This window comes from Rhodococcus sp. WY5, assembly GCF_018588185.1.
Taxonomy (GTDB): domain Bacteria; phylum Actinomycetota; class Actinomycetes; order Mycobacteriales; family Mycobacteriaceae; genus Rhodococcus_F; species Rhodococcus_F qingshengii.
In genome coordinates this window covers 510434-527663 of sequence record NZ_JAAMPR010000001.1, presented here as the reverse complement: position 1 = coordinate 527663, position 17230 = coordinate 510434, and the positions used below count along the sequence as shown (strand labels likewise).

Sequence of the window (17230 nt, the reverse complement as noted above, 5' to 3'; positions counted from 1 at the left end):
TGTCTTCGATGACTGCTGTATTGAGTGCCGACACCTGCTACACCACCGCGATTGCCAAGGTTTCGGGTGCCGACCTGCAGGTTCCATTGGTTCAGGGCGGCGAATGCTCCTACGCCAACTTCGACTACGCGGCCAGCGCGCCGGCATTGGCCCAGGTCACCGACCGTATCGCCGAATTGTTGCCCACGTACGCCAGCGTCCACCGCGGTGCCGGCTACGCGTCCCGGATCTCCACGCTCACCTACGAGAACGCTCGTGAATCCGTTGTTCGTTTCGTGAACTGTGCCGACGATCAGGTTGTCGTCTTCACCCGGAACACCACCGATTCGCTGAACCTGCTTGCGCAGTGCGTCCCCGGCAGCACCGTCGTCCTCGACGTCGAGCATCACGCAAACCTGTTGCCGTGGAACGACGCTCGTATCGTCACCGCCGCAGACACCATCGAAGAAACGATCGAGCGTCTGATCGGTGAACTGTGCACCAAGCCTGCCGCGCTGCTCGCAATCACCGGGGCCTCCAACGTGACCGGTGAGATCCTGCCGATTGCACGTTTGGCTGACATCGCTCACCGTTGCGGCGCACGTATCCTCGTCGACGCTGCTCAGTTGGCTCCCCACCGTCGCATCGACCTGCAGGAATGCGGCGTCGACTACGTAGCGTTCTCGGGCCACAAGCTGTACGCGCCCTTCGGCGCCGGCGTTCTCGTCGGCCGCCGTGACTGGCTCGACGAAGCTCAGCCGTACCTCGCCGGCGGCGGCGCCGTGCGTGAGGTGACCATCGAATCCACCGAGTGGGCTTGCGCGCCCGCACGCCACGAGGCGGGTTCCCCCAACGTGCTCGGTGCGGCAGCCATCGCGACCGCCTGCGAAACCCTGCACGCCCTGGACTTCGACGTGATCGCCGAGCATGAGAAGGCGCTCACCGCCCAGCTCACTGACGGCTTGTCCGCCATCGAGGGCGTCTCACTCGTGCGACTGTGGAACGACGCTCCCGACGCCGTCGGAATCGTCACCTTCACCGTCGACGGATTCGAAGCGGGCGAGATCGCCGCATTCCTCTCCGCCGAGCACGGCATCGGAGTTCGCGACGGTCGCTTCTGCGCACATCCGGTTCTCGCGCGCCTCGGCCTCTCCGGCGGTGCAGTTCGCGCCAGCCTCGGCCTCGGTAGCAGCTCGGACGACGTGACGCGGTTGGTCGACGCCGTGAACATCCTGGTTTCGAATCAGCGTGATTGGAAGTACGCGAAGACGGCAGGTGCGTGGAACCCTGTGCCCGAGACCCGCCCCTTCCTCGGAGCCGCAGACGACAATGCCGGCGCAGCCGAGTGCGTCTGAGCTGAGCTCGGTCCCCGAAAACTCGAACGGACAACTAGCATGGCAGCCATGGCACCAGCGGATTTTCCCGCCACCCCTTCGAGAGTGAGCATCACTCTCGGTCAGTGGTGCCGTCGCCATGTCGATCTGTGCCGCACCTCTTCAGGAATGTGTTCGAGCTGACGATTCGTCTCGCTCATCCCATACTTTTCTGATTTTCGGAGGTCTCACATGTCTTCACTCGCTTCGCATTCTCTGCACGTAGCGGTCGAGTTGACCGGATCCGGTCACCATCCGGCCGCTGAGGGCGCACCCGGCAACCTGCCCATCATCGGCGGCGACTACTGGGTGGACCTCACCGAGGGTGAAAAGGCTCTCGATTTGGCTTCATTCCCTACCAATGTGGTTCGGATTCGCGCTGCGGATCTGCGTGAGGCACAGCTCGAACGCGCACGGATACGCGCTGCCGTCGCCGAAGAAGGACGCGATCCCGACAGCGTCGCAGTGCTGGTCGATCTCGAGATTCTGATCGCGCCGGAGGCTCGCTCCGCTCGTAAGGAGCTTGCGCAGTTGGACAGCGCGTTGACCTCGCCGCGGGTTCCCGTTTCGCTTCATTACGTCGGAACGCCTTCCGGTCTCGGCAGTTTGATCGCCGATATCCGAGCTGCGGAGGTCGCCGACGGCGTTACGTTGCTGCCTCTCGCATTGCCTCGCACGCTCGAGCATCTGGTGGACAGCACCATTCCGTGGCTTCAGGATCGCGGACTTGTCACACCGTCCACCGCAGTCGACGAGGTTCTCGGGCGTTTCGGACTGCCGCCCCGTCAGCGCACGCTTGCGTCCTGATCGTCACCGATTGCATCTGCGTACAGGTGGAACAGCGACGGTAATTCGTCGGCACCGTCCACCTGTGCCAGAAGCGTCCAGCACTGCGCAGTGATCGACCGAGCCCTCGTGCCGATCCAGTTGGTGGGCAGTAGTTCCGGCGGCAACAGCGGATCCGGTTCCATGGCTCGCGTGAATTCCGCCGCGAGTTCGATGGTCATCGTGACAGCATCGGTACCCGGACTGTTCTGCAGTTTGTGCAGGCGTGCGGTCGCTACGTCGAGTAGCCGTTCGTATCCGTCAGCGATCTGGTCCAGTGGCCACAACTGCGCGGCAATCTTCACGGGGTCTTCGAGAGTGCCCACTTTCAGATCTCGAGTGGTGAGAGAAGACAGGTGCTGTTCGACGTCGAGTTCGGCGGCCGCATCGCGAATATACGGTTCCCAGGCGTGCGGCGAGACGTACAGACCGCCCTGGACGAGCGCGCCGCCGAGGTAAACGACCCTGGTGCGCAGCGCATCTCGCCCTTTCCGTGACGACTCCGGAATTGCGAATCCGGCCAGGTGCCAGTACCCGTCCCACGGCGTCACAGTGTCGCGGTCTTGTCGATAGGCCAGCCGAACGAATTCGACGTCGGGTTCCATCTCGCGCAGGGCTTTCGGCGTTGCTCGTAGCGTGGCCTGCCGCCCGCGACCTTCCTGAGTGAACTTCCCCTCGGTGACCAACCGCTTGATGCACAGCCGAACCTGTTGATCAGTTTTGCCGAGGGCGTCGGCGGTGGCATAGAGGGTGTGCCCGTCGACAGTTCCGTCCGTGCGCAGTAGTCCCTCGATCAAGATCCTCGTGGGTACATCGACGTCCCTGTCGGTCATCGCCATGTCCTTTCCTCGCTTCTCGACATCTTCGCCCACAACTGTACTATCGAATGCAATACGATCGTTTCAAATTCGTACGTTAGGGCGGGAAGATGGCAGCGGAATCGATGAGCGAGGGCAAGAGTAAGCCTCGTTTACGCAGGTGGATGGTTACTTCCCTGGCGGTGGTCGTTGTTCTGATCGCGACTCTGGTGGGCTGGACGCTGTACCAGAACACCTATGACATCCGTGAGGAAAAAGTGACGATCACCGGGGGATCGGTGCCGCTCCAGGGAGTCCTTGCACTGCCCGAACACGGTGACGGTCCCTTCGGGCTCGTGGTTTTCGTCCACGGAGACGGCCCGGTCGATGCAACACATGAGACGTTCTATCGACCGGTGTGGGAGGCGTTCGCAAAGGCGGGGTACGCGTCACTCTCCTGGGACAAGCCGGGGGTGAATGGGGCACCGGGCAATTGGCTCGACCAGAGCATGGACGATCGCGCGGCAGAAACGGAAGCGGCAATCGAGTGGGCGCGGGGACGTTCGGATATCGATCCGTCTCGGATCGGTCTGTGGGGTGCAAGCCAGGCAGGGTGGGTGATGCCCAAGGTGGTGAACCTCGACCCGGACGTAGCGTTCGTCATTGCCGTGGGTCCCGCGATCAACTGGCTCCAACAAGGCGAATTCAATACCCTAGCCGAACTTTCCGAGAGAAATGCGTCGGCCGACGAGTTCGAGAAAGCGCGGGTCGATCGTGCGAAGAACTTGGATCAGTTGGCCCGTGATGCATCGTTCGACGATCTCGTGGCCTCCGGCGAGGCCGACGGTCTCACCGAAGACCGGTGGAACTTCATCCGAAAGAACTACCTCTCGGATGCGCGAGCCGATCTCGAAACCGTGAAGGTTCCGGTGCTCTTGATCATCGGCGGACAAGACGTCAACGTCGACGTGGCTGATACCGAAAGGGTGTATCGCGAATTGTTGGACACTCCAGGGCAATTGGTGGTCAAGAAGTACCCCGACGCTACGCATTCGATCGTGGACAAGGATCTCGAAGACTCGGAAGTGAGGTCCGCTCTGGTGGCCGTCCTTGCTCCCCGTTCGATCTTCGCTCCCGGCTGTCTAGCGGATCAGACTGCATTTTTGGAGGGAATTCATGGCTGACGGAATCACGGTTGTCGCACTGGGTGGTGCCGGTGCCATGGGCTCGGCAGCAGTTCGTCTGGCCGCAACATTGCCGGGAATCGGCAAGGTAGTAGTCGCGGATCGCGATATCGATGCTGCGAAGCGTCTTTCAGTTGAACTGGCGCAGGCGTCAGCGGAAGTCGAGGCGCGCAGCATCGACGTCACGGACGGTCGCACGCTACGTGAATTGCTTGACGGCGCAGACGTGGTCGTCAATACGGTCGGACCGTTCTTCCGTTTCGGCGTCGGCATTCTCCAGGCAGCGATCGAGACCGGGACTCACTATCTCGACATCTGCGACGACTGGGAGCCGGCCGTCGACATGCTGGAATTGGACTGTGCCGCGAGGGGAGCCGGAATCTGTGCGGTAGTCGGCATGGGCGCAAGTCCCGGGATGAGTAACCTCCTGGCCGCGATGGCAGTCTCGCGATTGGACGTGGTCGACGATCTGTATACAGCCTGGCCGGTTGATGTCGAGGGCGAGGACGAGTCGGTGGACACATTGAGTGCAGCCGCCGTTCACTGGATGCAACAGATCAGCGGCCAGGTTCCGGTGGTTCGTGCGGGGCGAATCGTCAACGAAGAACCGTTGCGTTCCATCGCACTCGAACTGCCCGGCGGACGTCGGGGGAACGCTTACGTGGTCGGGCATCCGGAGCCGGTGATGTTTCATCGGACCATCAATCCTGCGGGGCATTCGGCAAATCTGATGGTCATCACACCGGAAACCGTGGCGTTTCTCGACGTTCTCCGCGCCGACATCGACAAGGGGAGAATCGATCTCGACTCGGCCGCTGAAGAATTGGGCAAGCCTTCGCTCGGACGGATGATCCGTGCTGCGCCTCGAATGCTCACGCGCGCCGGCCACGGATCCTTGCCGTTGTTCTTCGCCTCGGCGACAGGGGCGCTCGAAGGTCGAGAGATGCGCGTCGTGGCCCGGATTGCAGACGATTCACCGGTGTCGGAGTTGCTGTCGGACATGGCCGGTGCAACCGGAATCCCCTTGGCGCTCGGCCTTGCTCAGGTGGTGTCCCGGCTCGCCGACGGAACGATTTCGGATCGGATCGGTGTGCACTCACCCGAGAGCGTCGTCGACCCGGAAGTTCTGTTCACTGCGCTGGCGCGGTTGTTCGATCGAACCGACTGGAGTGAGATCGTCACCGTCGAATCCGAGTTCCGCTAGTCAGTTCGCGGCGTGTGATTCGATGCGACTGCGGATTTCGGTCTCGACGCGATCGGCGTCCTTGGGGCTGAACGAAGGCGATCCGTGGCCGGCGAGAGTGAGTACCACCGCGGTCTCCTTCCACGGGCGTGAAAGATCCAGGCTGTACCACGAGCTGAAATCTGTTGTTCCCCAGATTCGTAGGCGTCCGCTCAGCCATGACATGACTCCGAGGTCGACGGATTCGATCTGCGAGTACAGGACGAACTTGCTGACAAACGGAAAGTAGTAGTGGCGGATCGTGACGCCCTGATCGTCGATCCGGACGGTCCTGTCCTCGTAGATCGTTGATGTCCCTGTACTCACAGTGAAAACCCGGTCCCTGCTGTTCGACGCTCTCGGCGGATGCCGAAAACCAACCATACAGTCTCTACTGGGGTGGGTGGCCCGCCCGAGTGTCAGGCGCTGGTGGGCCTTGAGACGACGAGATCGCTCACCGCGATCTGGGCATTGCCGATTGCCGTCTGAACTGGTTCGCAACTGCTCGATGCTCGGGCGAGCGCAAGAACTGCGGTGAGCAGGGCAGCGTCGGGTTGTCCTTCGAACGGTCCGCTCTGGACATCGAACTTTCCAGCTCGCAACTGCTTTCGGGCGTTGATTCCCAGTTGTGAAATGACCTCGTCCATCGCGGTCAGGCATTGGGCGAGCGCTCCGATCGACCAGTAGAGATCGGCTGCAACGACGGGTGTCCCCGACGCCACGGTGCCGGCGCGGCGTAATCGGTTGTGGGTGTCGAGGAGTATCTCGGGCAGCCTGTGGTCTGCGCAGTGTTCCATCCCGCCGCCTCCGTAAGGTGTAAAGTTAGGTTATTCAATTACGGTAGGGCAGGACGGTAAGGGATGCAAGTAGTTTTAGACGATTACGTCGCCGGTGCGTCGTTTGCGACCGACTTGGTCAATACCTCGCCCCGCGTGTGGGTGGAGGCAGGTGACGCGTTGGCTGCCCCTCAGGCGCTTCACGATCTACTGGACGAACATGGACTCTCGCCGGATGCGCTCACCAACGGACGTCGGCTTACCAGCGGTGAACTTGCTGAGGTCAAGGAACTCAGAGAGGGGATTCGTTCGATTCTCGATGCTCCGACTTCTGATGAGCTCGTTGATCGCACTCATCGACTCCTGCAGACCGTTCCGCATCACGTCCGACTCGTGCCTGATGCCCGGTCCGACTATCGATGGAATGCGGTACCGGACAGCAGAATCAATCTCACCGGCGAACTTGCGCTGTTGATCGGCTACTCGTTGCTGGGGACTCTGCGCACATTGGGGTACGAACGATTCCGCCCATGCGCCTCGCCGACGTGCAACGGGGTGTTCGTCGATACAAGCCGTGGAGGGCGACGCCGCTACTGCATGCCGGCGTTGTGCGGCAACCGAATCAACGTCGCGAATCACCGTCAACGGCAGCGTCGTACTTAGCGTCTGCGCTTGCCCGGTCGATAGTGACAATCGAACAGAGTACGGCCGACTGTATGGGGAACTTCAACGAGATACAGACCACGTCAGTCCCGCACGATTGTCGCCATGGCAACTCCTAGTAGATGGCGGCTCGTATGAAAGCCCGTTCTGTCTCCGCGACAGCAGTTATCAGCGTTGGCGTTTTCACCCTGGCCGGGTGTGGCGGCGCATCCAGTCCCGAAGGTTCAGTCGGTGAGTATGCAAAGGACGGCAGTTTCACGACTGTCATCAACGCCGATCCCGGAAATCTGCACCCTCTGATCACCAACCTTACGTCGACTCAGATCGTGAACGCGTACTCGTACGATTCGTTGATCGACATCGACGCGCAAACACGCACTGTGCGTCCCTATCTGGCGGAGAGCTGGAGTGAAGAAGGGAACACGCTGAAGTTCGTGCTCAAGAAGGGCATCACTTGTGCCGACGGCACTTCCTTCACCGCACAGACCGCGGCCGATGACATCAACTGGGTCATGGATCCTGAAAACGCTTCACCGCTACGCGGATCCACTGTGCCGATGTCGACTTCGGCCTCAGCGGACGGTGACGAACTGACGGTGACTACCGCCGAGCCAGCGCCCTTCCTGCTCTCTCGAATCGGCGCGTTGCGGCTTCCGTGCGCTGCGACGCTCGAAGATCCGGCCAGCATCCGTTCGAGTAGTAACGGAACGGGTCTGTTCAAGGTCACCGAAGTTGTTCCGAACGATCACATCACGATGGAACGCCGCGACGGTTACACCTGGAGTCCGAACGGCGAGACCACTTCCGACACTCTCGGAGTGCCGAAAACAGTGACGATCAAGATTGTCACCGATCCCAGTACGACGGCGAATCTTGTTCTCACCGGCGGAGTGAATGCCGCAGCGGTCACCGGTTCGGACGAGGAACGAGTCTTGGCCGCGGGTCTGGATTCGAAGACTTACACCACGTTGTCCGGCGAGTTCATCTTCAATCATTTCGCGGCCCTACCCACGGCAGACCGTGCTGTACGGCAGGCCCTCGTGCAGGCAGTAGACCTGGACGACTACACCGAGATCACCACCGGCGGTAAAGGAACCCGCGCACGTGCCCTCGCGGTTTCGGAACCCCTTGCCTGCGACTACAACAGTGTTGAAGGAACGATTCCCGAGTTCGACGTCGACGCAGCAAAGAAAACGCTGTCCGACGCAGGTTGGAAGGCGGGTCCCGACGGCATCCTGACGAAGGACGGGCGACCGCTTGCCCTCAACGTGATTTTCAACAACTCACGCGATACGAACTCTGCCGCCGCGGAATACGTGGCAACACAGTGGGAAGGACTGGGCGCGAGAGTGAAACTGACCGGCGGCGACTACAGTTTTGTCATCGCCAACACATTCAGCACCACCGACCTGTCGTCGTGGGACGTTTCCATCGGTTTGACGCTGGGGAGTGATACGCCGAGCATCTTTGCCAAGTACTTCACCGGCCCGCCCAAACCTGAAGGAGTGAACTTCGCTTCCCTCGACAACAAGAAGTACATCGAATTGTCCACTGAGGCTTCGCTTCTTCCCGGTGACGAGTCCTGCAAGGTCTGGGAGGAAAGTGAGCGGGCATTGTTCAAGGACGTCGACCTGCTGCCGGTATCCACGACTCCCGCTCACATGTTCTTCAACGGGGCAACGTCGATCTATCCGCCATCGAGCGGAATCCTTCCGGGCTCGGCGATCCGTGTCCTGAAGTAGGACCCTCGGCAAACGCTCACTTTCGGGTATTGATCATCCGAAGAGCAAACCGAAATACCACCGCAGCACCCGCACCTGCAGCCAGGCCGGCGACGACATCGGCAAGAAGGACACCGACGCCTATGCCCAGGACGGCAGCGGCGGCGACAGCAAGGGCTACGTCAGCACGAGGAGCGGCGATCGCGGCATCCTTTCCCCGAGTATCGAACGAGCACCCATCTCAACGGAGCATGTCACGAAACTGTCGTCCGCAGGTGTATCAACAGCAAAATGTGTGAAACGCGTCGGCCCCGACGGAGTTGGACTCCGCCGGGGCCGGGCTGTGTGTACAGCGCAGTGTGTATTGCGCGCTGGCTCAGTGTGTCGGAACGGATTCCTTCGAGGGGGTCGGGGACGTATCGGTGTGCTGGCTACCAATCTCCTTGCGGGAGTTGGAGCTGTTGAACCGAGGGAGGAAACCGGCCAGGACGAGTGCGACGACGGCGGATCCGGCAGCGAGGGCCATGACGACGCGGAAAGCGTTCTCCGACGGCAGCGTTGCCCCACCGATGGACATGGTCATCTGGGCGATGACGACACCCGCGATGGCGCTGGCGAATGATGTACCGAGGGAGCGCATCAGGGTGTTGAAGCTGTTGGCTGCACCGGTCTCGGACGGAGGAACAGCCCCCATGATGAGAGCGGGCATCGCGCCGTAAGCCATACCGGTACCGGCGCCGATGATCACGGCGATCACGATCAGTTCCCAAATCGAGTGCATGGCGAAAATGCCGATGCCGTAACCGATTGCGACGACAACGGCGCCGAGCATGAGCGTCACCTTGGGGCCGTGCGAATTGGTGATACGTGAGGACAGCGGAGAGATCAGCATCATGATGATGCCGGAGGGAGCCATGACCAGACCCGCGGTGAGCATCGAACCGCCTAGGCCGTAACCAGTGACTTCAGGCAACTGGACTACCTGGGGAAAGACCATGCTGGCGGCGAACATCGCGAATCCGAACACGATCGATGCGAGGTTGGTGAAGAGCACCTGGCGGCGGATGGATACGCGTAGATCCACCAGCGGCTTGGGGGTGCGTAGTTCCCACCAAGCCCAGAATCCGAATATCAGGATCGCGGCGCCGAACAGGGAAAGCGTGAGCGTGCTCGTCCAACCCCAGTCGCCACCCTTGGAAATGGCCAGTAGTAGAGCGATGAGGGCGGCTGAGAGCGAGATTGCCCCGCCGAAGTCGAACGTGCCACCTGTGCGAACCGTCGATTCGGGGACCAGGACGACAACAAGAACGGCCGCAAGAGCGCCGAGCACGGCTGACGCCCAGAACAGGACGTGCCAGTCGGCGTACTCGGCGATCAAAGCCGCGATCGGAAGACCTAGAGCGCCACCGACTCCCAGTGAAGCGCTCATCATCGCAACAGCGCCGGCGAGCTTCTTGGGCGGAAGCACGTCGCGCATCACACTGATGCCCAGCGGAATGACGCCGGCAGCAAGGCCCTGCAGGATTCGGCCGGCAACGAGGGGGATAACGCTCGAACTGAGTGCTCCGACCACCGAACCGGTGACCAACAGCGCCATGCTGATCAGGAGTAGACGCCGTTTGCCGAACATGTCGCCCAAGCGGCCCATGGTCGGGACGGCGACGGCAGCTGCGAGCAGCGTGGCGGTCACAGCCCACGCGGTATCGGACGCCGGCGCGTTCAGGTACTCGGGCAGATGCGGGATGATCGGGATCACCAGCGTCTGCATGAGCGAGACGACGATGCCGGAAAACGCCAGAACAGCCACCACTGCGGTGGTGGCTGGCGACTTCGTTGTCTGTGGCGGCGTTGTCGGTGGTGGTGAAGTGGTTGACGACATTGCGGTAACTCCATCGGAGGAAGAACGAATAATGGTTTAAGTCAGTTGCTTGAACTAAAGTTAAATCAAGTGACTGACTTAACGGAAGGCTGTGTCTCCGATCGTGACGAATATCTCCGGTGCCGAGCAGCTTCGGATGGTCGAGGATGATGGTGTCCATGACTACGAGGACTGAGGACGCGTCGGCCGATGTCGGCGGCGCCGCAAATTCCGCGCGCTCTGCTGCAACCCGAGACCGCATTCTCGCCGTCGCCGAGCAGTTGTTCGCAGAACATGGAGTCTTCGCGGTTTCGAACCGTCAGGTGAGCGAGGCGGCAGGTCAGGGCAACAATGCTGCCGTCGGATATCACTTCGGAACCAAGACCGATCTGGTCCGCGCGATCGTGAACAAGCATTCCCAGCAGGTCGAGAAGAACCGTGGCGAACTGCTGCGTGAGATCGAAGGGTCCACAAATGTTCGTGACTGGATTTCGTGTCTGGTTCGGGCGTCGACCGATCACTACGCCGAAATGGGTGGCCCGACCTGGTATGCGCGGTTCAGCGCGCAGATTCTCACCGACCCGGTCCTGCGGAAAATCGTCTACGACGAGGTACTGGCCTCGCCCACCCTGCAGGAGACGCTTCGGGGACTCTCTGACTGTCTGGCCGACATGCCGATGAGTGTTCGACGCGCCCGCGCGGACATCGGACGCAATGCGATCGTGCACATGTTCGCCGAACGTGAGCGCACGCTTGCCGAAGAGGGGCCGGACGCGGTCACGTCATGGGAGGACTTCACGACCGATCTCGTCGACGCGCTGGTCGGACTTTGGACGGCTCCGATCAGCCGCTGACCGGCCGTTTGTCCGCGCTAGCCGCCCACCCCGGGGCAACCCTGCGGGATGGATCTCGCGTCGGTGGAAGATCCAGGAGCAAGCCGACTCCGGCAAGAATGACGACGAGCCCGCCGACGAGCGCGAAGGTGACAGGTTCGTGCAACCACAGCACTCCGATAGCTGATGCCGAAATCGGAACGAGAAGCGTGACGGCCGATGCCGCGACTGGACCCGCCTGACGAATTATCCAGAAGTAGACCAGGTAGCCACCGGCGGTAGCCCCCAGCCCCAGGGCTACCACGGCGATGAGTGGGCCGACGGTTATGGGCCCCGGAGGGGGAGCGACGGCGGACACCGGCACCAAGAGGGCGACCGCGGCAAGTTGCTGGCCGAGGGCCAGCGTCAGGGGTGGAGTGTCCTGGAACGACTTTCGTGCGTAGACACCTCCGACTGCGTACAGCAGCGCCGCGGTCAAAGATGCGCCAATGGCCAGCATTGCGCGACTGTCGATCGTTGACGGAATTCCGCCGACAAGCACCGAGACGCCGACGATGCCGATCGCGACCCCCGAGAGTTTTCGCCAGGTGATCTTTTGTCGAAGCCAGAAAGCGGCGACGAATACGGTGAACATCGGAGTCGTGGCATTCAGGATCGACGCCGTCGACGAGTTGAGGCCGACGATCGCAGTTGCGACAAGTGTCAGGGGCCCAGCGACGTTGAGGGCAGCCAGCAGTAGGAATGCAGGAAACCGATGACCGACCGCGCGCCAGGTCGATCTGCTGGAAGCAGTTATCAGCGCGAGAACCAACGCTGCAACAATGAAGCGGCCGTGCGTCGTGCCGACGGCGCCGAGAGTTGGTGCTGCCACAGCAACCAGGGGGAACGAGCTTCCCCAAAGCATGCCGACCAACAGCAAAGCTCCAACTACGGCGAATCGGCTGCTGCCGATTGCTTTCAAGTTCTTCATTGCTCCTCTTCGTCGACGACCACGCGGACATGGATGGTCGATGCCAGACCTACCCTATACCCCCGGTAGGTATAAGGTTGAGTGTGTCATGATGCTGTAGGTGATCCGAGACTGGGGACGCATTATTCGTTCTCCTGCAATGGTTTATGTGCTGAGATGCTGTACGCGCAGACCTTCAAGTTATCTCCAATATACCTATAGGGGGTATATTGATTGTGTCGGGCTCGCTTTCCGGGCCACATCCGTCCAGCAAAAGAACAGGAATCCCAATGAGCAGTTGTGGCTGTGGCAACACCCCGAAGTCTGACGCCAAAGGCGATGTCGGCGCTGTCGGTTCGGCGATGCCGACCGGTGGGAAAGACCTACTCACCGCTGGCAGTAGTGAACTCGTCGAATGTCGGGTCATGCCGGGCAGCGTGATCGAGAAGGTGCGTGCCGAAGCGGAAGGCCTGTTTCGTGACTTCGAAGGAAATCGGTACTGGTTCTGCTGCAAGGGATGTGGTCCTCGGTTCGACGCAAATCCCAGGAAGTATGCTGACGTGAGCTGAGCGAAAAGTGGTGGTGCAGGCGATGGCTGCACCACCACTTTCGTTGTAGCGCTTCGGGGTTCAGTCGGACCGTCGACGTCAGACGGGGCGAGCGCACGCCACTGGGTAGCCGTCAAGGTGCATTCGCCTCGGGTGGTTTCGTACGTCGCCTGTCCGGGCAATTCAGCAACCGTCTCCCGAGGCCAAAGTGCTAATCCTGCAACGGTTCCCACTGCGGCAAGCGCTGCAAGGATGCTCCAGGTGACCGCAAATCCCGCGCTCGAACCAACCCATCCGGCGATCGGATAGGTGACAAGCCAGGCAAGGTGCGACAGGGAGAACTGGGCTGCGAACACCTCCGGAATACTTGCGGGGTCGACGGAGCGCCGAAGTACTTTTCCGGTCGGCGTGACGATCATGGCCATCCCGGCGCCGACGAGTGCCCACACTGCGGCAGTGAGCATCCACGTGAATACACCCGCCACGGCGAGGGCTGCTGCCGCGCTGGCACTGACGACCAAGACAACGGAACCTGCTGTCATCACAGTGCGTTCAGCGGTTCTGTCGAGAACGCGTGGAAGAAGCAGCGCGGTCACCAACGTGCCGGTGCCTGACGCGGCAAGCATCCACGCCACGTCGGATTGGGTTCCACCGAGCTCGTCGCGGACGTAGTTGACGGTGTTGACCACCACGATCGATCCGGCTGCTGCCACCACGAGATTGAGTGCCATGATGCCGCGCAGTCGCGGTGTGGTCACGAAGATTCGCACCCCCGACGCGATCCGATCCCACGCCTTGCGGTGAGTACTCCGACGAGCGTTGGGGATTCGGGTGGCCAGCACGAGCAGTGCCGAGACCGCAAAGCCCACGGAGGTGGCGACGAACAACAGGTTGAATGTCATGAAGGACAGTGCGACTGCGGCAAGAACAGGGCTGAGCAGGCTTTCCATCGTGTAAGCGACCTGCGAAGCCGACAGTGCGCGGGTGAAATCGGCCTCGTCGGTCACGATGTCAGGGATGACCGCTTGGAACGTGGGAGTGAACGCTGCCGATGCAGCTTGGAGAACACCTACCAGCACGTAGATGTGCCAGATCTCGCTGACGAAGGGCAATGCGATCACGACCGCTGCGCGAATGGCGTCGAGGGCAACGAGGAAAGCCCGTCTCGGCAACCGGTCTACGTACGCCGCCGCGAGTGGAGCGATCACGACGTACAGGGACATCTTGATCGTCAGCGCGGTGGCCAGCACGGCTCCGGCGCTCGGTCCGGCGAGTTCGTAGGCGAGTAGACCCAGGGCAACCGTCGCCAACCCGGTGCCGAACAGCGCGATGATCTGGGCGCTGAAGAGCAGGCGATAGTCGCGAATCAAGAACAGACGCAGGCTGTTCCGTTCCGGTGCGGAGTTAGCGATCCGGTTCATCTGGTTTCACTCCCGCGACAAGATTGAAAGCTCCGGTCAGGACATTGAGGGCGACGATTCCGACTACGTCGGCGATCTCGCGATCACCGTAGCCGTGCGCTCGAAGGCCCGTGATGTGTTCGTCTGAAATCGAGGCAGGCTCCCGATAGACGCGAAGCCCGAGGTCGATCATTGCCGCGATGGCGGGATCGGCCGAGGTGCCCGCGCGGGCACGCTCGATCTCGTCCGCCTCGACGCCGTTGGCGTGCGCGGCGGCGACGTGGGCTTCGAGGCAAACAGCGCAACCTTGCTGGACCTGCACAGCGATAGAGATTCGCTCGGTGATCTTGCGGCTGAGTTTCGCTCGCTTCATTGCCCGGCTGAGTTGCAGATAGCCACCCAGTACGGCGGGCGAATGAGCCATCGCCGCGACCATGTCACCGACCTGTCCGTGACGGTTCACGAGTTCGGCGAGAAGGTCTTTAGATGCACAGACAGCGGTGGTGGGCGTGAGAGATGCAAGGCGCGACATAACGAGTCCTAAGTGGTTCCGCCGGTGGTGGGTTCGGCTGGTGACAGCCGGCCGAACCCACCACCGGAGTTGGTCAAGAATTGACGGTGGATTGAACGGTTCGAGGATCGTCGACCTTGGTCGACCGCATCACGATCGCGGTGATTGCTGCGCCAACCACTGCGATGGCGGCTGCTCCGAGGAACACGGCGGAGAAACCGTTCGTCAACTCCGTCAGGTCGCCGAGTTGATCAGCGCCGAACACTGCTGCGATCGCGGTCATCACCGCGAGGCCGACAGCCGAGCCGACCTGGTAACTGACGTTGACGATGCCGGAAGCCAATCCGCCCTCTTCCGGGCGTGCAGCCGAAATCGCCGTACCGAGTGAGGGAATGAACGCCAGCGTCATACCTGCCGCAGCCACGAGCGACGCCGGCAGTACGTCGACCCAGAAGTTGCCGGTGGGCCGGATCAACGACATCCAACCCAAACCGATTCCCAGTACCAGCAATCCGGTCACGATCATCGCTTTTGCACCGAAGCGTGCCATGGCCCGTGGTGCCACGACGACCATGCCGAGCATGACGAAGATCGTCATCGGCAGCAGCGCCGCACCGGCCGGGAAGGCGCTGTATCCGAGCACTTGCTGCAGGTACAGGTTCAGGAAGAACCACATCGGTATCCAGGCGGCGCCGAGCACGAGCTGAGCGATGTTCGCGGCACCGAGGTTGGGCGCCTTGAAGATTCCCAGACGCACCAGAGGTTCCCGACGCTTCGACTGGATCAATACGAATGCACCCAACAGAGCGGCCGAAACGGCGAGCGCCAGCCACGTCTGCCCGGATCCCCATCCGACATCAGGCGCTCTGACGATGCCGAAGACTCCGACAGCAAGACCTGCGGTGACAGCGAGTGCGCCGAGGAAGTCGATCGACCCGGTACGTGCCGGTGCGTTCGGCATCAGGAGGGGAGTAGCGATCAGCGCGATGACAGCGATGGGAATATTGAGGTAGAACACCCAAGGCCAGCTGGTGTATTCGGTGATGACGCCGCCGAGGAACACGCCGGCCGTACCGCCGGCCGGGGCGGCAGCGCCGTAGATGGACAGCGCCTTGGTCATCTCTTTCTGCGTGCTGCCGAACAGCATCATCAGCAAGGTGAGCGCCGACGGCGCGATGAGTGCGGCGCCTGCGCCCTGGACTGCACGGCCCGCAAGTTCGACGGCGACGTTACCGGCGGCACCGGCGACAACGGAACCGATCAGCAGGATCAGCCAACCAGCGGAGAACACTCTGCGGGCGCCGAACAGGTCGGACAGGCGGCCGCCGAGGAGGAGTAGCCCGCCGAACGCGATGACGTACGCATTGAAGACCCAGGTCAGGCCTTCTTGGGAAAAGCCGAGATCGCTCTGCATCTGGGGGAGAGCGACGCCGATGATGGAGGTGTCCATGATGACCATGAACTGAGCGGCGGCGATCAACGCCAACGCCCACCACTTACGGGTGGATTTCGGTTGTGTGGACATTCTGAGTTCCTTACCTGTACGGGGTATAGGTGATGCTTGTGTGGTCAAGGGGTGTCGTAAGCGGGCCTGGGTGACATCGGCGCAGCGCTTCGTTGGGTGCACGGGGAAATGCTGCTCTTGGAACTCATTCGGCCGGCGCTCTGCGTAGATGCGCATCGGATCTCCTTCGAGTGAATTCAGGGTGTTCGAGTAGTTCGTTGCATACCCTAGGGGGGTATGGTACAAATTGCAACAGGTTCGATGTCAAGGAGTGCAGAACCTGACGCAGACGGCAACGAAAGTGCTGCCGACCCAAACTTTGGAGGGCAAGATGTTCAGCGACAACGGCTACACACTGGAATTGGCAACGTCGGAGGCGGCCGTCGGCAACCATGTCCCCTTGCAGTTCCGGATCCTGGATCCGGTTGGAACTCCGTTGATCCGGTACACGGACACCCACGACAAGCAGTTGCATCTGATCGTGGTCGGTCTGGACCTGACCGGATTCCAGCACGTGCATCCCGAATTGGACGAGAACGGAAACTGGCATGTGTCAGTCGATTTCGATCATGCGGGAGGCTATCGAGTATTCGCTGATTTCACTCCGGACGGTGGTGACGGAATCACGCTCAGTGCGGATGTGCGCGTCGCCGGATCCTACGATCCTCGGCCGTTGCCCGCTGCTGCTGCCGCCACGACGGTCGACGGCTATACCGTCTCCCTCGAAGGCGCGGCCCATGCCGGCCAGACATCGAAGCTCACGCTCTCGGTCAGTCGTGACGGAATCCCGGTCACAGACTTGCAGCCCTACCTTGCCGCATACGGGCATCTGGTCGCGTTGCGTGCCTCCGACCTCGCCTATCTCCATGTCCATCCGGACGGCTACCCCGGTGACGGTGTCACGCCGGCCGGACCGGCAATCACCTTCTACGCCAACATGCCGAGCGCCGAGGATTACCGGTTGTTCTTGGACTTCAAGCACGGCGGAGTGGTGCGTACGGCGGAATTCACGCTGACGGCCGACAATGCGACCACGTCTGGGGCCGAACACTCGAGCCACGCGCACCACGGGCACTGAAACCGAATG

Annotated in this window: 16 protein-coding genes and 1 pseudogene; 9 read left to right on the top strand and 8 right to left on the bottom strand. The window is 61.4% G+C overall.

The window, feature by feature from the left end:
* Positions 1 to 8: 8 nt before the first annotated feature.
* Entirely contained in the window at positions 9 to 1334 is a 1326-nt protein-coding gene (locus G4D79_RS02385) for an aminotransferase class V-fold PLP-dependent enzyme (RefSeq protein ID WP_099697784.1), read from the top strand.
* Between the two features lie 210 nt (positions 1335 to 1544).
* Positions 1545 to 2159 (top strand): hypothetical protein, encoded by a 615-nt coding sequence (locus tag G4D79_RS02380; RefSeq protein WP_003941149.1) that lies wholly within the window; start codon positions 1545 to 1547, stop codon positions 2157 to 2159.
* On the opposite strand, the gene G4D79_RS02375 is transcribed toward G4D79_RS02380, so the two are convergent.
* Positions 2138 to 3016: a DNA-binding transcriptional regulator gene (locus G4D79_RS02375; RefSeq protein WP_054187927.1), complete on the bottom strand. Its 879-nt coding sequence runs from the start codon at positions 3014 to 3016 to the stop codon at positions 2138 to 2140. The genes G4D79_RS02380 and G4D79_RS02375 overlap by 22 nt on opposite strands.
* Before the next feature lie 143 nt (positions 3017 to 3159).
* On the opposite strand from G4D79_RS02375, the gene G4D79_RS02370 reads away from it, so the two are divergent.
* Both G4D79_RS02370 and G4D79_RS02365 read left to right on the top strand, forming a co-directional pair.
* Entirely contained in the window at positions 3160 to 4158 is a 999-nt protein-coding gene (locus G4D79_RS02370; protein WP_180279604.1) for a S9 family peptidase, read from the top strand.
* Complete coding sequence (locus G4D79_RS02365) at positions 4151 to 5362, top strand: saccharopine dehydrogenase family protein (protein ID WP_099697782.1); 1212 nt, start codon at positions 4151 to 4153, stop codon at positions 5360 to 5362. The genes G4D79_RS02370 and G4D79_RS02365 overlap by 8 nt, the downstream gene beginning before the upstream one ends.
* Here the strand turns inward: G4D79_RS02365 and G4D79_RS02360 are convergent, their stop codons facing one another.
* Positions 5363 to 5707, bottom strand: a complete 345-nt coding sequence (locus tag G4D79_RS02360) for a hypothetical protein (RefSeq protein WP_099697781.1) — start codon at positions 5705 to 5707, stop codon at positions 5363 to 5365.
* Between the two features lie 92 nt (positions 5708 to 5799).
* On the bottom strand, positions 5800 to 6177 hold the full coding sequence (locus G4D79_RS02355) for a hypothetical protein (RefSeq protein WP_047269695.1): 378 nt from the start codon (positions 6175 to 6177) through the stop codon (positions 5800 to 5802).
* Positions 6178 to 6240: 63 nt separating this feature from the next.
* Here G4D79_RS02355 and G4D79_RS02350 point away from each other — a divergent pair, with 63 nt between their 5' ends.
* The gene (locus G4D79_RS02350) at positions 6241 to 6819 is read left to right on the top strand and encodes a CGNR zinc finger domain-containing protein (protein WP_042450527.1); all 579 of its coding nucleotides are present in this window, start codon (positions 6241 to 6243) and stop codon (positions 6817 to 6819) included.
* Between the two features lie 134 nt (positions 6820 to 6953).
* Positions 6954 to 8561 carry an ABC transporter substrate-binding protein gene (locus tag G4D79_RS02345; RefSeq protein ID WP_063315175.1) on the top strand — a complete coding sequence of 536 codons (1608 nt, stop codon included), beginning with the start codon at positions 6954 to 6956 and terminating at the stop codon, positions 8559 to 8561.
* A 355-nt stretch (positions 8562 to 8916) separates the two neighbouring features.
* Here G4D79_RS02345 and G4D79_RS02340 read toward each other — a convergent pair whose 3' ends face one another.
* The gene (locus tag G4D79_RS02340; RefSeq protein ID WP_099697780.1) at positions 8917 to 10419 is read right to left on the bottom strand and encodes an MFS transporter; all 1503 of its coding nucleotides are present in this window, start codon (positions 10417 to 10419) and stop codon (positions 8917 to 8919) included.
* 158 nt (positions 10420 to 10577) lie between these two features.
* Here G4D79_RS02340 and G4D79_RS02335 point away from each other — a divergent pair, with 158 nt between their 5' ends.
* Positions 10578 to 11252 (top strand): TetR/AcrR family transcriptional regulator, encoded by a 675-nt coding sequence (locus G4D79_RS02335; protein WP_047269737.1) that lies wholly within the window; start codon positions 10578 to 10580, stop codon positions 11250 to 11252.
* On the opposite strand, the gene G4D79_RS02330 is transcribed toward G4D79_RS02335, so the two are convergent.
* Positions 11242 to 12201 carry a DMT family transporter gene (locus tag G4D79_RS02330; protein ID WP_099697779.1) on the bottom strand — a complete coding sequence of 320 codons (960 nt, stop codon included), beginning with the start codon at positions 12199 to 12201 and terminating at the stop codon, positions 11242 to 11244. The genes G4D79_RS02335 and G4D79_RS02330 overlap by 11 nt on opposite strands.
* 269 nt (positions 12202 to 12470) lie before the next feature.
* Here G4D79_RS02330 and G4D79_RS35195 point away from each other — a divergent pair, with 269 nt between their 5' ends.
* Entirely contained in the window at positions 12471 to 12749 is a 279-nt protein-coding gene (locus G4D79_RS35195; protein ID WP_003941173.1) for a YHS domain-containing protein, read from the top strand.
* A gap of 78 nt (positions 12750 to 12827) precedes the next feature.
* Here the strand turns inward: G4D79_RS35195 and G4D79_RS02325 are convergent.
* From G4D79_RS02325 to G4D79_RS02315, 3 genes and pseudogenes are all read right to left on the bottom strand, one after another.
* Positions 12828 to 14149 (bottom strand): annotated as a pseudogene (locus G4D79_RS02325) (MFS transporter).
* The gene (locus tag G4D79_RS02320) at positions 14133 to 14660 is read right to left on the bottom strand and encodes a carboxymuconolactone decarboxylase family protein (RefSeq protein WP_099697778.1); all 528 of its coding nucleotides are present in this window, start codon (positions 14658 to 14660) and stop codon (positions 14133 to 14135) included. Before G4D79_RS02320 ends, G4D79_RS02325 begins: the two are co-directional and overlap by 17 nt.
* A 73-nt stretch (positions 14661 to 14733) precedes the next feature.
* Positions 14734 to 16164 carry an MFS transporter gene (locus G4D79_RS02315; RefSeq protein ID WP_042452056.1) on the bottom strand — a complete coding sequence of 477 codons (1431 nt, stop codon included), beginning with the start codon at positions 16162 to 16164 and terminating at the stop codon, positions 14734 to 14736.
* Between the two features lie 310 nt (positions 16165 to 16474).
* Here G4D79_RS02315 and G4D79_RS02310 point away from each other — a divergent pair, with 310 nt between their 5' ends.
* A complete protein-coding gene (locus G4D79_RS02310) occupies positions 16475 to 17221 on the top strand; it encodes a hypothetical protein (RefSeq protein WP_250887497.1) in 747 nt (248 codons plus the stop codon).
* The last annotated feature ends 9 nt before the right edge of the window (positions 17222 to 17230 follow it).

Coding starts and splice junctions, on each gene's coding strand:
- G4D79_RS02320 (WP_099697778.1), bottom strand. CDS start 14,660: ATGTCGCGCCTTGCATCTCTCACGCCCACCACCGCTGTCTGTGCATCT.
- G4D79_RS02375 (WP_054187927.1), bottom strand. CDS start 3,016: ATGGCGATGACCGACAGGGACGTCGATGTACCCACGAGGATCTTGATC.
- G4D79_RS02340 (WP_099697780.1), bottom strand. CDS start 10,419: ATGTCGTCAACCACTTCACCACCACCGACAACGCCGCCACAGACAACG.
- G4D79_RS02345 (WP_063315175.1), top strand. CDS start 6,954: ATGAAAGCCCGTTCTGTCTCCGCGACAGCAGTTATCAGCGTTGGCGTT.
- G4D79_RS02330 (WP_099697779.1), bottom strand. CDS start 12,201: ATGAAGAACTTGAAAGCAATCGGCAGCAGCCGATTCGCCGTAGTTGGA.
- G4D79_RS35195 (WP_003941173.1), top strand. CDS start 12,471: ATGAGCAGTTGTGGCTGTGGCAACACCCCGAAGTCTGACGCCAAAGGC.
- G4D79_RS02365 (WP_099697782.1), top strand. CDS start 4,151: ATGGCTGACGGAATCACGGTTGTCGCACTGGGTGGTGCCGGTGCCATG.
- G4D79_RS02310 (WP_250887497.1), top strand. CDS start 16,475: ATGTTCAGCGACAACGGCTACACACTGGAATTGGCAACGTCGGAGGCG.
- G4D79_RS02385 (WP_099697784.1), top strand. CDS start 9: ATGACTGCTGTATTGAGTGCCGACACCTGCTACACCACCGCGATTGCC.
- G4D79_RS02315 (WP_042452056.1), bottom strand. CDS start 16,164: ATGTCCACACAACCGAAATCCACCCGTAAGTGGTGGGCGTTGGCGTTG.
- G4D79_RS02370 (WP_180279604.1), top strand. CDS start 3,160: ATGGTTACTTCCCTGGCGGTGGTCGTTGTTCTGATCGCGACTCTGGTG.
- G4D79_RS02380 (WP_003941149.1), top strand. CDS start 1,545: ATGTCTTCACTCGCTTCGCATTCTCTGCACGTAGCGGTCGAGTTGACC.
- G4D79_RS02350 (WP_042450527.1), top strand. CDS start 6,241: ATGCAAGTAGTTTTAGACGATTACGTCGCCGGTGCGTCGTTTGCGACC.
- G4D79_RS02355 (WP_047269695.1), bottom strand. CDS start 6,177: ATGGAACACTGCGCAGACCACAGGCTGCCCGAGATACTCCTCGACACC.
- G4D79_RS02335 (WP_047269737.1), top strand. CDS start 10,578: ATGACTACGAGGACTGAGGACGCGTCGGCCGATGTCGGCGGCGCCGCA.